This is a genomic window from uncultured Kluyvera sp. (genome assembly GCF_902485085.1).
GTDB classification, from domain to species: Bacteria; Pseudomonadota; Gammaproteobacteria; order Enterobacterales; family Enterobacteriaceae; genus Kluyvera; species Kluyvera ascorbata.
On record NZ_CABTJS010000052.1, the window covers coordinates 1 to 13,611 of the forward strand.

A 13,611-nucleotide genomic window follows, 5' to 3' on the forward strand; every position below is an offset into this window, starting at 1 on the left:
AGTTCAGCGGTCATGTGCACGCGGTTACCGGAATAAGCCTGGGTAATTTTGTAGGAGCTTGCACCAGCCTGTTCAGCCTGAGCTGCAATTTTCGCTTCTGCACCGTCAATGGTAGAGGCAGTTGCGGTCACGGTCTGAGCAGCGAAGGTACCGAAAGAAGCGGCAAGAGCGATAACTGCGACAAAAGTTTTGATGCTTTTCATGATGTAAACCCTTTCACTTGGTTGTTTGGATAAGGCGTGTTGCCTTGATGTGATAAATAATAGTCCTCACATCGTTCAACGAAAAGCGGAAGGATTTGTTGTCATCATTCAAATTAATTGAATATTAATTACTCACCGATAAGACGCTGTGGATGCGTGTAGATTGTCGCTCTGCCCGGCTTACAAAAACCCACCAGCGTCAGGTTGCAGCGTTCGGCAACTTCTACCGCCAGCGTGGTGGCTGCGGAAACCGCAAACAAAATCTCGACGCCGCACATGGCTGATTTCTGCACCATCTCGTAGCTGGCACGGCTGGAAACCAGCGCTGCGCCCAACTGCCAGCGCGACCCTTCCTGCGCACGATGGCCCAGCAGTTTATCCAGCGCCACATGGCGACCCACGTCTTCATGCCCGCCCACCAGCTCACCCGATGGCATAACCCAGGCTGCCGCGTGGGTACAACCCGTCTCACGGCCAACGGGCTGAACATCGTTTAAATGCCTTAACGCATGATCGAGGTAAGCCAGATCAAAGGTCTGGCTGAAAGGCAGAGGCTGGATAGGTTTGCCAATATCGTTGAGCTGCTCGACGCCGCAAACGCCACACCCGGTTCGCCCGGCAAGCGCACGACGGCGCTCTTTCAGCCCCATAAAGCGACGGCTGGAGAGCTCAATTCTGACTTCCATGCCGTTGCAGGCCGGCACAACGTCCATCCCGAATATTTCACGCGGATGTTCAATGATGCCTTCAGACAGGGAAAAACCTATGGCAAAGGCTTCGAGGTCTTTCGGCGTCGCCATCATGACGACGTGAGAAATGCCGTTGTAGACCAGCGCAACGGGAACTTCTTCAGCGAGAATATCCTGTGTGGGTTGCATAATCTTTGGCCTTCTGAAGACAGCACGCTCGGCTGCACCAATCAGCTGCAACGAGGGTTCGACTTCATCTTTAAAATTAAACACGGCAAATACTCTGAACGACATCGAAATAAGGGGCATCTATTCCATCACAACCGGAGGGAATTGAGGCTTATTATGGATCAAGTTGTGGTGCAATAACGCACAATACGCATTTTTCGCGGCATTCTGCTACAAAACGACTGATTAAACCAGAGGTACTACCTTATGGTTATCTTCGTTAATCACGCGCAAAATCAGTGCGATATGCAGGGTTAAATGTGATAAATATCACGATTCAATGTTAACCCTGGCAAAATCCATTCACCTGTCGTTAACCGCGTTAGAACAAGCCTACCGATATTGTGGTATTCTGAACCAAAGCCCTCCAGGAACTGAGGGCATCGCAGTATTCAGAATCTTCGTCTGACTACGACGAAGAACAATTACAAGCAATGACAATGTCGAAACAAGGAGCTAACCATGCAGGTCAGCAGAAGGCAGTTCTTTAAGATCTGCGCTGGCGGTATGGCAGGAACCACGGCAGCCGCACTGGGCTTTGCCCCAGGCATCGCACTCGCGGAAACACGGCAGTATAAATTGCTGCGCACCCGTGAGACCCGTAACACCTGCACTTACTGCTCTGTCGGTTGTGGGCTTTTAATGTATAGCCTCGGCGACGGCGCAAAAAACGCGAAAGCCTCAATTTTCCACATCGAAGGGGACCCGGATCACCCGGTCAACCGCGGCGCGCTGTGCCCGAAAGGCGCAGGTCTGGTGGACTTTATCCACTCTGAAAGCCGTCTGAAATACCCTGAATACCGCGCACCTGGCTCCAATAAATGGCAGCAAATCAGCTGGGACGAAGCGTTCGACCGCATCGCTAAACTGATGAAGGCCGACCGCGACGCCAACTTTATCGAGAAAAACGAAGCAGGTACCACCGTTAACCGTTGGTTGACCACCGGGATGCTGTGCGCCTCTGCTTCCAGTAACGAAACCGGCTTCTTAACCCAGAAATTCACCCGCGCGCTCGGTATGCTCGCGGTCGACAACCAAGCGCGTGTCTGACACGGACCAACGGTAGCAAGTCTTGCTCCAACATTTGGTCGCGGTGCGATGACCAACCACTGGGTTGACATTAAGAACGCCAATCTCATCGTTGTGATGGGTGGGAACGCGGCAGAAGCGCATCCGGTGGGGTTCCGCTGGGCGATGGAAGCCAAGATCCATAATGGCGCGAAGCTGATTGTTATCGATCCCCGCTTTACGCGTACCGCGTCAGTGGCGGATTTCTACGCCCCTATTCGCTCCGGCACCGACATTACCTTCCTGTCGGGCGTGATGCTGTACCTGTTGAATAACGAAAAATTCAACCGCGAGTACACCGAGGCCTACACCAACGCTAGCCTGATCGTGCGCGAAGACTTTAGCTTCGACGACGGCCTGTTCAGCGGCTATGACCCGGAAGCCCGTAAGTACGATAAAACCTCGTGGAACTACGAGCTGGACGAGAACGGTCACGCCAAACGCGATACCACCCTCAGCCATCCTCGCTGCGTCTGGAATCTGCTGAAACAGCACATTTCACGCTACACGCCGGACGTGGTTGAGCAGATTTGTGGTACGCCGAAGGCGGACTTCCTGAAAGTCTGTGAGTACATTGCAGAAACCAGCGCCCACGATAAAACCGCCTCGTTCCTGTATGCACTGGGCTGGACGCAGCACTCCATCGGTTCGCAGAACATCCGTACCATGGCGATGATTCAGCTGCTGCTCGGCAACATGGGCATGGCAGGCGGCGGTGTGAACGCCCTGCGCGGTCACTCTAACATCCAGGGTCTGACCGACCTCGGCCTGCTGTCGACAAGCCTTCCGGGCTATATGACGCTGCCAAGCGAGAAACAGGCTGACCTGCAAACTTATCTCACCGCCAACACGCCTAAACCGCTGCTGGATGGTCAGGTGAACTACTGGGGCAACTACCCGAAATTCTTCGTCTCGATGATGAAGACCTTCTACGGCGATAAAGCGACGGCGGAAAATAGCTGGGGCTTTGATTGGCTGCCGAAGTGGGACAAAGGGTATGACGTCCTGCAGTATTTCGAGATGATGAACGAGGGCAAGGTCAACGGCTATCTGTGCCAGGGCTTTAACCCGGTTGCGTCATTCCCGAACAAAAACAAAACGGTCGCGGCGCTTTCTAAACTGAAGTTCCTCGTCACCATTGACCCACTCAACACTGAAACGGCGACCTTCTGGCAAAACCACGGCGAGTCAAACGATGTTGACCCGTCGAAAATCCAGACTGAAGTCTTCCGCCTGCCATCCACCTGCTTCGCCGAAGAGAACGGTTCTATCGTTAACTCCGGTCGCTGGCTGCAGTGGCACTGGAAAGGCGCGGACGCCCCAGGGGATGCCGTCACCGACGGTGAGATCCTGGCCGGTATCTTCTTACGCCTGCGTAAGATGTACGCCGAAGAGGGCGGCCCGGTACCTGAAGCGGTGCTGAACATGAGCTGGAACTACTCAACGCCGGATGAACCAGCGTCTGAGGAAGTGGCGATGGAGAACAACGGTAAGGCGCTGGCCGATATTATCGACCCGGCAACCGGCGCGGTTATCGTGAAAAAAGGCCAACAGCTGAGCTCGTTCGCCCAACTGCGCGATGACGGTACCACCGCCAGCGGCTGCTGGATCTTCGCCGGTAGCTGGACGCCGGACGGCAACCAGATGGCGCGTCGTGATAACGCCGATCCATCCGGCCTTGGCAACACGCTGGGCTGGGCCTGGGCATGGCCGCTGAACCGTCGCATCCTGTATAACCGTGCTTCCGCAGACCCGCAGGGGAACCCGTGGGATCCAAAACGCCAGCTCATCAAGTGGGACGGCGCGAAATGGGGCGGCGTGGATATTCCGGACTACAGCACCGCGGCACCGGGCAGCAACGTCGGGCCGTTTATCATGCAGCCGGAAGGGATGGGTCGCCTGTTCGCCCTCGATAAGATGGCAGAAGGTCCGTTCCCGGAACACTACGAGCCGTTTGAAACGCCGCTGGGCACTAACCCACTGCACCCGAACGTCATCTCGAACCCTGCCGCCCGTATCTTTAAAGGCGATAGGGAAGCGTTGGGTAAAGCGGACAAGTTCCCGTACGTCGGTACCACCTACCGTCTGACCGAGCACTTCCACTACTGGACCAAACATGCGCTGCTTAACGCCATCGCACAGCCGGAACAGTTCGTGGAGATTGGTGAGAAGCTGGCCGATAAGCTCGGCATCGGCCACGGCGATACCGTGAAGGTCTCCTCCAACCGCGGCTATATCAAAGCCAAGGCGGTGGTGACCAAACGTATCCGCACGCTGAAAGTTGACGGTAAGGATATCGATACCATCGGTATTCCAATCCACTGGGGCTATGAAGGCGTGGCGAAGAAAGGGTTTATTGCGAACACCTTAACTCCGTCCGTTGGTGATGCGAACTCGCAGACGCCGGAATTCAAGTCCTTCCTGGTGAACGTGGAAAAGGTGTAACGGAGACGACCTATGGCTTATCAATCGCAGGACATTATCCGTCGTTCCGCCACTAACGGTTTCACTCCCGCGCCTCGCGCGCGGGATCACCAGGAAGAGGTGGCGAAGCTTATCGACGTGACCACCTGTATCGGCTGTAAAGCCTGTCAGGTGGCCTGTTCAGAGTGGAACGATATCCGTGACGAGATTGGCAGCAACGTCGGGGTGTATGACAACCCGGCAGATTTGACCGCCAAATCCTGGACGGTGATGCGTTTCTCGGAAGTGGAACAGAACGACAAACTGGAGTGGCTCATCCGTAAGGATGGCTGTATGCACTGCGCCGACCCGGGCTGCCTGAAAGCATGCCCGTCAGAAGGGGCTATCATTCAGTATGCCAACGGCATCGTCGACTTCCAGTCCGAGCAGTGTATTGGCTGTGGCTACTGTATCGCTGGCTGCCCGTTCAACGTGCCGCGACTTAACCCGGAAGACAACCGCGTGTACAAATGTACGCTGTGCGTTGACCGCGTGAACGTTGGGCAAGAACCGGCATGCGTGAAAACGTGCCCAACCGGCGCTATCCACTTTGGTTCCAAAGAGGATATGAAAGTGCTGGCGGGCGAGCGCGTGGCCGAACTGAAAACCCGTGGTTACGACAATGCGGGCCTGTACGATCCGGCAGGCGTTGGCGGTACGCACGTGATGTACGTGCTGCACCATGCCGACAAACCGAATCTGTACCACGGTCTGCCGGAGAACCCGGAAATCAGCGCTACCGTGAAGTTCTGGAAAGGCGTCTGGAAACCGCTGGCCGCTATCGGCTTTGCTGCTACGTTCGCCGCGAGCATCTTCCACTACGTCGGGGTCGGTCCGAACCGTGCGGAAGAGGAAGAAGACAATCTGGATGAGAAAGACGATGAGGTGCGCAAATGAAAAAACGTGACACCATCGTGCGCTACACGGCGCCGGAACGCATCAACCACTGGGTCACCGCCTTCTGCTTCATGCTGGCGGCGATAAGCGGGCTGGGATTTTTCTTCCCATCCTTCAACTGGCTGATGCAAATCATGGGGACTCCGCAGCTGGCGCGTATTCTGCACCCGTTTGTCGGCGTCATCATGTTTGCCTCGTTTATCATCATGTTTTTCCGCTACTGGCACCACAATCTAATCAATCGGGATGATATCTTTTGGGCGAAGAATATTCGTAAGATCGTCGTCAACGAGGAAGTAGGTGACACCGGGCGTTATAACTTCGGCCAGAAATGCGTATTCTGGGCGGCGATTATCTTCCTGGTGCTGCTGCTGGTGAGCGGTGTGGTTATCTGGCGTCCGTACTTTGCGCCTGCTTTCTCAATCCCGGTGATCCGATTTGCGCTAATGCTGCATTCATTTGCCGCAGTAGCGTTAATTGTGGTTATCATGGTGCATATCTACGCCGCCCTTTGGGTGAAAGGCACCATTACCGCGATGGTGGAGGGATGGGTTACCAAAACGTGGGCGAAGAAACATCACCCGCGCTGGTACCGTGAAGTCCGCCAGAAACAGGAAAAGTCATCTGAATGAGTATTCGCATAATCCCGCAAGATGAGCTGGGTTCGAGCGAGAAACGTACGGCGGAAGTCATTCCGCCGTTGTTGTTCCCCAGACTCAAGAACCTCTATAACCGCCGCGCCGAACGTCTGCGCGAGCTGGCAGAGAATAATCCGCTGGGCGATTACCTGCGCTTTGCTGCGCTGATTGCCCATGCTCAGGAAGTGGTGCTCTACGACCACCCGCTGAAAATGGATCTCACCGCACGCATCAAAGAAGCGAATGACCTGGGCAAGCCGCCGCTGGATATTCACGTTCTGCCGCGCGACAAGCACTGGCACACGCTACTGCACTCGATGATTGCCGAGCTGAAGCCAGAGATGAGCGGCCCGGCGCTGGCGGTTATCGAGAACCTGGAGAAAGCCTCCGAGCAAGAGCTGGAGCTGATGGCGAGCGCGCTGTTTGCCTCCGACTTTGCTTCCGTGAGCAGTGATAAAGCGCCGTTTATCTGGGCTGCACTGTCGCTCTACTGGGCGCAAATGGCCAGTCTGATTCCGGGCAAGGCCCGTGCAGAATACGGCGAGCAACGCCAGTTCTGCCCGGTATGCGGCTCAATGCCAGTTTCAAGCATGGTGCAAATCGGCACCACTCAGGGTCTGCGTTACCTGCACTGCAACCTGTGTGAAACCGAATGGCACGTGGTGCGCGTGAAATGCAGCAACTGCGAGCAAAGCCGCGACCTGCACTATTGGTCACTGGATAACGAGCAGGCAGCCATCAAAGCCGAAAGCTGCGGCGACTGCGGCACTTACCTGAAGATTCTGTATCAGGAAAAAGACCCAAAAGTCGAAGCGGTTGCCGACGACCTAGCCTCACTGGTACTGGACGCGCGAATGGAGCAAGAAGGGTTCGCCCGCAGCTCTATTAACCCGTTCCTGTTCCCGGGAGAAGGGGAGTAATTTCCGCGTTAAACCGGGCTATTTTTGGCCCGGTTTACAGCGCGTAGGGTAAAATCACGCCCGGAAGCCCCGCAAAATCCTTTGTGTTACGCGTCACCAGTTCCCGGCGATGAACATGCGCCGTGGCCAGAATAATGGCATCGGGCAACTTCATGCCGTACTCCTGCCGCAGATTCACACTCTGCTCAGCAATTTCTTCTGTTACACCAATAATTTCGAATGCGCTCAAGGCAATTCGCGTTCGCTGCTCCTGATGAAAGCGCTTTGCGCCTATCATGACCTCCATCCAGGTGATCAGGCTTATCGCATGTTGCGGAGGGTAGGAATCCATCGCCCGCTTCGCCTCCATCCGCCCGCTGAAGAGATCGATTAAAATATTGGTATCAAAAAGAACGGGTCTTTTCATCGCGGCCACTCTTCCCGAAGTTTTCTTTCATACTCAACGCTATCTTCTTCACACCCTTGCCAGATGCCAAGCGCGCCAGAAATAGTGAGCTCAGCCTGACTCTGCTTTTCAAGATATTGCTCAACGGCTTCACGCAGCAGTTCCGCACGAGGCAGATTTCGCTGCTGTTTAAGTATGTCGAGGCGCTTAATCACCTCGTCCGACAAATCGAGAAGTATTCTGCCCATGTCCCTTTCCACCATCATGCTCATATATGCCTCAAGTATATCATCCATGCTCAATAAGCGAACAAGATACACGTATTTTAAATGTGGTTATAGGCTGAAATGAAGAAATCGTTCGTTTTTGCGAGCCGCTATCCACAATCACTATCCCACCCAATTTCCCGTTTCCATTCGCGATAAACCAGGCTATAAAGCTGTATGTTTATACAGCGAAAAGGACATCATCATGGCATTGGAAAACGGTATTGCGCAGCTAGTTGCTGAGTTTATTGCGGCCGGTCGCCCTTCTTCACGCGAGCAGAATATTGATGACCGGAGAAAGGGGTATATTGCCAGCACGGCGCTGGCAGGCGAGAAAGAGATTCGCGTCAAATCAGAAGATATCGTGCTGGAAGGGATGACATTTCGCGTCATTTCGCCGCTAAATTCAACATCATCACTCCCCTGCATTCTCTACTTTCATGGCGGCTGTTTTGTCAGCGGTGGATTTATCACGCACGACAACCAGCTACGGCAGTTAGCCTGGCACTGTGGATGCCGGGTGATTGCGGTGCAGTATCGTCTGGCACCAGAACACACTTTCCCCGCAGCTCACGATGACGCCGAGCGTGGCGCGAACCTGGTTTATAAGTATGCTCAGCAGCTTGGTATCGACCGCAAGCATATCACGCTCGCTGGCGATAGCGCTGGCGGCCATCTGGCACTGGTCACCGCACTAAGGCTAAAAGCCAACGCGGCATGGACGCCGTCAAAACTTATGCTGATTTATCCCATGCTCGACGCTACCGCCAGCTTTGCCAGCTACATCAGCAATGGGCAGGACTACATTATTACTCGCGATACGCTACTTTCAGGTTTTGAGATGTATCTGCAGGGAAACGATCCACTGCACCCGGAAGCTAGCCCACTCTGGCGCGACGATTTTAACGGCCTTCCGCCGGTGCATATCATTACCGCCGAATACGATCCGCTCCGCGATGAAGGTGAGGCGCTCTATGAACGGCTAACCCGACAGGGCGTAACCTGCACCTGCCAGCGCTATCATGGCGTTATTCACGGATTTTTCCAGCTTGGCGGAGTGAGCCAGGCGGCGCGGGATGCAATGGAGGATGTGGCCCGCAGGATGGCAGGCCACTGAAGATAGCGAGGCTGGGAGATACCCTACTCCTCTTCGTTACCGCCCTCTTCGTACGAACCGAATGGCTTCGCAGGCAGCACGATATAGGTCCCCTCGAACACCACACCGGGGGTGTCATCGCCGAACAGCTCAACTTGCATCTGCACGCGAGCTTTGCGTCCTCGGGCCAGTCGGTCCAGGTCGCCGCTAAGCGAGCCGAGGTCTGCAATGGCGGTCGGTTTACCGGCGATAGGTTTTCGGTAGCGGATATGGGCATCGGCCAGAATAATGGTGCCGCCCAGGTGGCGCTCACGCAGCATCAGCCAGATAAGCCCCCAGCCGGTGAGCGTTGCCAGCGAAAAGAGGCTGCCGGCAAACAGCGTATGGTGCGGGTTCTGGTTGCCAGTTTCTGGCATGGTGGTAATGAATTTCTGCCCGGTGTACTGCTGGATGCGCACGCCCATCTTCTCGCTAAGCGGAATATGATCGTACCAGGCCTGCTGTAGCTGTGCACACCAGTCACCGCGGTGCAGAATATCATCCAGCGAGGCAACGGGTTTAATCATCAGGAAATGGCGAACGGGGGTGGTCTGCGGGGTAGTAATCTCCCCTTCGTTCTTGAATCCTAGCTTGGAAAAGAACGGCACGGCATCTTCACGTGCGCTACAGGTGACGCGTTTAACCCCTTCCTGACGCGCAACGGACTCCAGGGTCATCGCAATAAGCGTCCCCAGACCTTTATCCTGAACGTCAGGGTGTACCGCCATAAAACGGATAGACGCTTCGTTATCCGCGTTGATGTATAGCCGCCCTACGGCGACCAGCTTTCCCAGCTCATCAACCACCATCTGATGGTGCGCCATGGCATCCCAGGCATCACGCTCGGAACCTTTTGGCTGATGCAGGGGTTTACGCAGCATTTCCCAGCGGAACTGGTAATACTGCTCTAACTCTTCTTTAGTCTGCGGTACTCGGAGATGGTACATAATGGCACTCTCTTTTGTCGCCCACGTCCTAACGGGAAGCGTGGTCATACTTGTAACCAGAACGTCACGGGGCCGTCATTGACCAGCGACACCTGCATATCCGCTGCGAATCGTCCTGTTTGCGTGTTCATGTCCTGTTGGCGACAGCGTTGTACAAAATAGTCATAGAGCGCTTCGGCGCGATCTGGCGCGGCACCTTTTGAGAAGCTCGGGCGCATACCGCGTTCGGTGTCAGCCGCTAGCGTAAACTGCGACACCACCAGCACGCTGCCGCCAGCCTGCTGCACGTTCAGGTTCATCTTATCGTCTTCATCGCTGAAGATGCGGTAGCCCAGCACGCGCTCACACAGACGGTTTGCCTTCTGCTCATCGTCGTCTTTCTCTACGCCCAGTAACACCAGCAGCCCCAGGCCAATTTCTCCCGTCACTTCATCCGCGACGCTAACGCTCGCACGGGTGACTCGCTGAATTAATGCAATCATGATTCTTCGGCTTCTTGTTGTTCTGTTTTCAATTTTCGGTATTCACCGAGAGTGACAGTTATTTCAGCACCTAGCAAGACGATACACCAGGTCCAGTAGACCCAGACAAACAAAATGGGGATCACCGCCAGTACGCCATAAATCAACTGATAGGACGGGAATGCGGTGATGTAGAGAGAGAACGCCTTCTTGCCCAATTCATGCAGCAGCGCTGCAACCAGCGCGCCGATCACCGCGTCACGGTTCGGTACCTGCGTGGTAGGCACAATGCTGTAGAGCAGCCAGAACGACAGCCACGAAAGCAGCAGCGGGAAGACGCGCAGCACGTTATCAATCACGCCGTGCAGCTCGCTGGCCCAGCGTAATGAAAGTAAATAGGAGCTGATTGCGAGGCTAACACCGGCTAACAACGGCCCCAGAGTCAGGATCATCCAGTAGACGGCAAACGAGTACACCTTTGGGCGTACACGTTTACTCCGCCAGATGGTATTCAAGGCGCTGTCGATAGAGTACATCAGCAGCAGCGCGGTAATAATCAGGCCGCAGGCGCCAAAAGCGGTCATCCTGTTGGAGTTGGCAACAAACTGCTCGATATAGCGCTGAATAATATCGCCGGTTGCGGGCAGGAAGTTAGCGAACACAAAGTGGCGAATCTGCAGGCTGACTTCCGAAAACATGGGAAATGCCGCGAACAGGGCAAAAATCACCGCCACCAGCGGCACAAGGGAAAGCAATGACACGTAGGCCAGGTTACCCGCCAGTGTCGTCATGTTGTCTTCTTCGATACGCCGCCAGAGGAATTTGCTCCACACCACCAGCGGCCGGGTATGATGAATCACTTTTTGATGAACGGTTTTTAACATAACGACTTCATAAAGTAGTCGGGTAGGGTTTCTCTCCCGGTCACCAGTACGCTGGTGATCCCCAACTGGTTAGCGCCCTCTATATTATCGGCGTTATCGTCAAAAAAGACCGCATCGGCGGCAGAAAAACCTTCAGATTCCAGTACGCGCTGGTAAATCCGCGCCTCCGGTTTACGCATCCCCATCTCCTGGGAAAGATAAACGTGGTCGGCGGTGGCATAGATTTCCGGGTATTCGCCCGGCCAGAAAGTGGTGTGAAGCGCGTTGGTATTAGACAGCACCACCACACGATGCCCCTGCTCGCGCAGCGTTTTCATGATGTCGATGACTTCGGGGCGAAGGGCCACAAAAACCGCCTGCCAGCCGTGGGCAAACTGCTCGTAGCTGAGCGGTAGCTCCATGTCATGGCACATCGCTTTCGCAAACTCTTCATCCGATATTTCACCGCGTTCATGCTGATGAAATACCTCTCCCATGGTGAAACTTTGCTTTAGCCGGGCCAGCGGCACGCGGGCGAGATCGCTCCACGTTCCCAGAACACGGTTGAAATCAATGTCGACAATCACATTACCTAAATCAAAGATATAGAGCATTTTTGCCTCCGTTCACGCCGTGGAAATTTCACTCTAGCGGGAAAGGCGAACTTTGACCATGAACAAACGCTCTCTATTTCAAAAAGAAAAACCCCGCCATATAGGCGGGGTTTCAGGTCACGACAAAAGAGAGAAATTAATCTTCTTTCGGACCACGCATAGCGCGTTTACGGTCGTTTTCAGTCAGGTGACGTTTACGGATACGGATAGAGGTTGGGGTAACTTCTACCAGTTCGTCGTCATCGATGAACTCCAGAGCTTGTTCCAGAGTCATTTTCTGAGCTGGGACAAGAGTCGTAGCTTCATCAGTACCGGAAGCACGCATGTTGGTCAGTTTCTTACCGGTCAGGCAGTTTACAGTCAGGTCGTTAGAACGGCTGTGAATACCGATGATCTGGCCTTCGTAAACTTCTGCGCCGTGGCCCAGGAACAGCTTACCGCGGTCCTGCAGGCTGAACAGTGCGAACGCAACCGCTTTACCCTGACCGTTGGAGATCAGTACGCCGTTCTGACGCTGGCCAACTTCACCCGGACGAACGTCGTCGTAGTGGCTGAAGGTGGAGTACAGCAGACCGGTACCGGAGGTCATGGTCATGAATTCTGAACGGAAACCGATAAGCCCTCGGCTTGGGATCACGTAGTCGAGACGTACGCGGCCTTTTCCGTCTGGATTCATGTTTTTCAGGTCGCCTTTACGCTCACCCAGTGCCTGCATGACAGAACCCTGGTGCTGCTCTTCGACGTCCAGCGTTACGTTTTCGAATGGCTCTTGTTTACGGCCATCGATTTCGCGGAAGATTACTTTCGGACGGGAAACCGCCATTTCGAAACCTTCACGACGCATGTTTTCAATCAGAACGGACAGGTGCAGCTCACCACGGCCAGAAACGCGGAATGCGTCTGCATCCGGAGTTTCTTCAACGCGCAGTGCAACGTTGTGTACCAGTTCTTTCTTCAGGCGATCCAGGATCTGACGAGAAGTAACGTATTTACCTTCTTTACCACAGAATGGAGAGGTGTTGACGTTAAAGAACATGGTTACGGTTGGTTCATCTACGGACAACGCTGGCAGCGCTTCAACATTCTGCGGGTCGCAGATGGTGTCGGAGATGTTCAGCTCGCCCAGACCGGTGATCGCGATGATGTCGCCAGCTTCAGCCAGGTCGCTATCGATACGCTCCAGACCCAGGTGAGTCAGCACTTTACCGACTTTACCGTTACGGGTTTTGCCTTCGCTATCAATGATAGTGATCTGCTGGTTTGGCTTCACTTTACCGCGTTTGATACGGCCGATACCGATAACACCAACGTAGTTGTTGTAGTCCAGCTGGGAGATTTGCATCTGCAGCGGGCCATCCAGGTCTACGTCTGGAGCCGGTACACGATCAACGATGGTCTGATACAGCGGGGTCATGTCTTCCGCCATATTTTCGTGATCCAGACCTGCGATACCGTTCAGCGCGGAAGCGTAAACGATAGGGAAGTCCAGCTGTTCGTCGGTCGCGTCGAGGTTAACGAACAGGTCGAATACCTGGTCAACAACCCAATCAGGACGCGCGCCTGGACGGTCAACTTTGTTGATAACAACAATTGGCTTCAGACCATGAGCAAATGCTTTTTTGGTCACGAAGCGCGTCTGCGGCATCGGGCCATCCATTGCATCAACTACCAGCAGCACAGAGTCAACCATGGACATGACGCGCTCAACTTCACCACCGAAGTCGGCGTGCCCTGGGGTATCAACGATGTTGATACGGTAATCATTCCATTTGATTGCGGTGTTTTTCGCGAGGATGGTAATCCCACGCTCTTTCTCCAAATCGTTGGAGTCCAT

Annotated in this window: 14 protein-coding genes; 5 read left to right on the forward strand and 9 right to left on the reverse strand. The window is 54.4% G+C overall.

The window, feature by feature from the left end; genetic code table 11:
- A partial coding sequence (locus tag RDN66_RS06830) for a DUF1471 domain-containing protein (protein WP_308537719.1) occupies positions 1-203 on the reverse strand: 203 nt, incomplete at its 3' end.
- Between the two features lie 128 nt (positions 204-331).
- Positions 332-1,081 carry a formate dehydrogenase accessory sulfurtransferase FdhD gene (gene fdhD / locus RDN66_RS06835; RefSeq protein WP_220182503.1) on the reverse strand — a complete coding sequence of 250 codons (750 nt, stop codon included), beginning with the start codon at positions 1,079-1,081 and terminating at the stop codon, positions 332-334.
- Between the two features lie 501 nt (positions 1,082-1,582).
- Here fdhD and fdnG point away from each other — a divergent pair.
- From fdnG to fdhE, 4 genes are read left to right on the forward strand one after another with little or no spacing between them, the layout of a single operon-like run.
- A complete protein-coding gene (fdnG, locus tag RDN66_RS06840) occupies positions 1,583-4,633 on the forward strand; it encodes a formate dehydrogenase-N subunit alpha (RefSeq protein WP_202216871.1) in 3,051 nt (1,016 codons plus the stop codon).
- A gap of 12 nt (positions 4,634-4,645) precedes the next feature.
- On the forward strand, positions 4,646-5,548 hold the full coding sequence (gene fdxH / locus RDN66_RS06845) for a formate dehydrogenase subunit beta (RefSeq protein WP_035892321.1): 903 nt from the start codon (positions 4,646-4,648) through the stop codon (positions 5,546-5,548).
- Positions 5,545-6,180 (forward strand): formate dehydrogenase cytochrome b556 subunit, encoded by a 636-nt coding sequence (gene fdoI, locus RDN66_RS06850; protein ID WP_035892320.1) that lies wholly within the window; start codon positions 5,545-5,547, stop codon positions 6,178-6,180. Before fdxH ends, fdoI begins: the two co-directional genes overlap by 4 nt.
- A complete protein-coding gene (gene fdhE, locus RDN66_RS06855; protein WP_202216872.1) occupies positions 6,177-7,106 on the forward strand; it encodes a formate dehydrogenase accessory protein FdhE in 930 nt (309 codons plus the stop codon). The genes fdoI and fdhE overlap by 4 nt, the downstream gene beginning before the upstream one ends.
- A gap of 34 nt (positions 7,107-7,140) precedes the next feature.
- On the opposite strand, the gene RDN66_RS06860 is transcribed toward fdhE, so the two are convergent.
- Positions 7,141-7,512: a type II toxin-antitoxin system VapC family toxin gene (locus tag RDN66_RS06860; protein WP_202216873.1), complete on the reverse strand. Its 372-nt coding sequence runs from the start codon at positions 7,510-7,512 to the stop codon at positions 7,141-7,143.
- Positions 7,509-7,757 (reverse strand): CopG family transcriptional regulator, encoded by a 249-nt coding sequence (locus RDN66_RS06865; RefSeq protein ID WP_202216874.1) that lies wholly within the window; start codon positions 7,755-7,757, stop codon positions 7,509-7,511. The genes RDN66_RS06860 and RDN66_RS06865 overlap by 4 nt, the downstream gene beginning before the upstream one ends.
- A gap of 205 nt (positions 7,758-7,962) precedes the next feature.
- On the opposite strand from RDN66_RS06865, the gene RDN66_RS06870 reads away from it, so the two are divergent.
- A complete protein-coding gene (locus RDN66_RS06870; RefSeq protein WP_202216875.1) occupies positions 7,963-8,874 on the forward strand; it encodes an alpha/beta hydrolase in 912 nt (303 codons plus the stop codon).
- 23 nt (positions 8,875-8,897) lie between these two features.
- Here RDN66_RS06870 and fabY read toward each other — a convergent pair whose 3' ends face one another.
- From fabY to typA, 5 genes are all read right to left on the reverse strand, one after another.
- On the reverse strand, positions 8,898-9,839 hold the full coding sequence (fabY, locus tag RDN66_RS06875; protein ID WP_202218183.1) for a fatty acid biosynthesis protein FabY: 942 nt from the start codon (positions 9,837-9,839) through the stop codon (positions 8,898-8,900).
- Between the two features lie 44 nt (positions 9,840-9,883).
- Positions 9,884-10,321: a D-aminoacyl-tRNA deacylase gene (gene dtd, locus RDN66_RS06880; protein WP_202216876.1), complete on the reverse strand. Its 438-nt coding sequence runs from the start codon at positions 10,319-10,321 to the stop codon at positions 9,884-9,886.
- The gene (locus RDN66_RS06885; RefSeq protein WP_035892311.1) at positions 10,318-11,184 is read right to left on the reverse strand and encodes a virulence factor BrkB family protein; all 867 of its coding nucleotides are present in this window, start codon (positions 11,182-11,184) and stop codon (positions 10,318-10,320) included. Before RDN66_RS06885 ends, dtd begins: the two co-directional genes overlap by 4 nt.
- Positions 11,178-11,777, reverse strand: a complete 600-nt coding sequence (gene yihX / locus RDN66_RS06890; protein WP_308537720.1) for a glucose-1-phosphatase — start codon at positions 11,775-11,777, stop codon at positions 11,178-11,180. Before yihX ends, RDN66_RS06885 begins: the two co-directional genes overlap by 7 nt.
- 136 nt (positions 11,778-11,913) lie before the next feature.
- A partial coding sequence (typA, locus tag RDN66_RS06895; RefSeq protein WP_308537721.1) for a ribosome-dependent GTPase TypA occupies positions 11,914-13,611 on the reverse strand: 1,698 nt, incomplete at its 5' end.

Excerpts from the sequence above, each read along its gene's own strand:
- fdhD (WP_220182503.1), bottom strand. The coding sequence starts at position 1,081 with ATGCAACCCACACAGGATATTCTCGCTGAAGAAGTTCCCGTTGCGCTG.
- fdxH (WP_035892321.1), top strand. The coding sequence starts at position 4,646 with ATGGCTTATCAATCGCAGGACATTATCCGTCGTTCCGCCACTAACGGT.
- fdoI (WP_035892320.1), top strand. The coding sequence starts at position 5,545 with ATGAAAAAACGTGACACCATCGTGCGCTACACGGCGCCGGAACGCATC.
- fdhE (WP_202216872.1), top strand. The coding sequence starts at position 6,177 with ATGAGTATTCGCATAATCCCGCAAGATGAGCTGGGTTCGAGCGAGAAA.
- RDN66_RS06860 (WP_202216873.1), bottom strand. The coding sequence starts at position 7,512 with ATGAAAAGACCCGTTCTTTTTGATACCAATATTTTAATCGATCTCTTC.
- RDN66_RS06865 (WP_202216874.1), bottom strand. The coding sequence starts at position 7,757 with ATGATGGTGGAAAGGGACATGGGCAGAATACTTCTCGATTTGTCGGAC.
- RDN66_RS06870 (WP_202216875.1), top strand. The coding sequence starts at position 7,963 with ATGGCATTGGAAAACGGTATTGCGCAGCTAGTTGCTGAGTTTATTGCG.
- fabY (WP_202218183.1), bottom strand. The coding sequence starts at position 9,839 with ATGTACCATCTCCGAGTACCGCAGACTAAAGAAGAGTTAGAGCAGTAT.
- dtd (WP_202216876.1), bottom strand. The coding sequence starts at position 10,321 with ATGATTGCATTAATTCAGCGAGTCACCCGTGCGAGCGTTAGCGTCGCG.
- RDN66_RS06885 (WP_035892311.1), bottom strand. The coding sequence starts at position 11,184 with ATGTTAAAAACCGTTCATCAAAAAGTGATTCATCATACCCGGCCGCTG.
- yihX (WP_308537720.1), bottom strand. The coding sequence starts at position 11,777 with ATGCTCTATATCTTTGATTTAGGTAATGTGATTGTCGACATTGATTTC.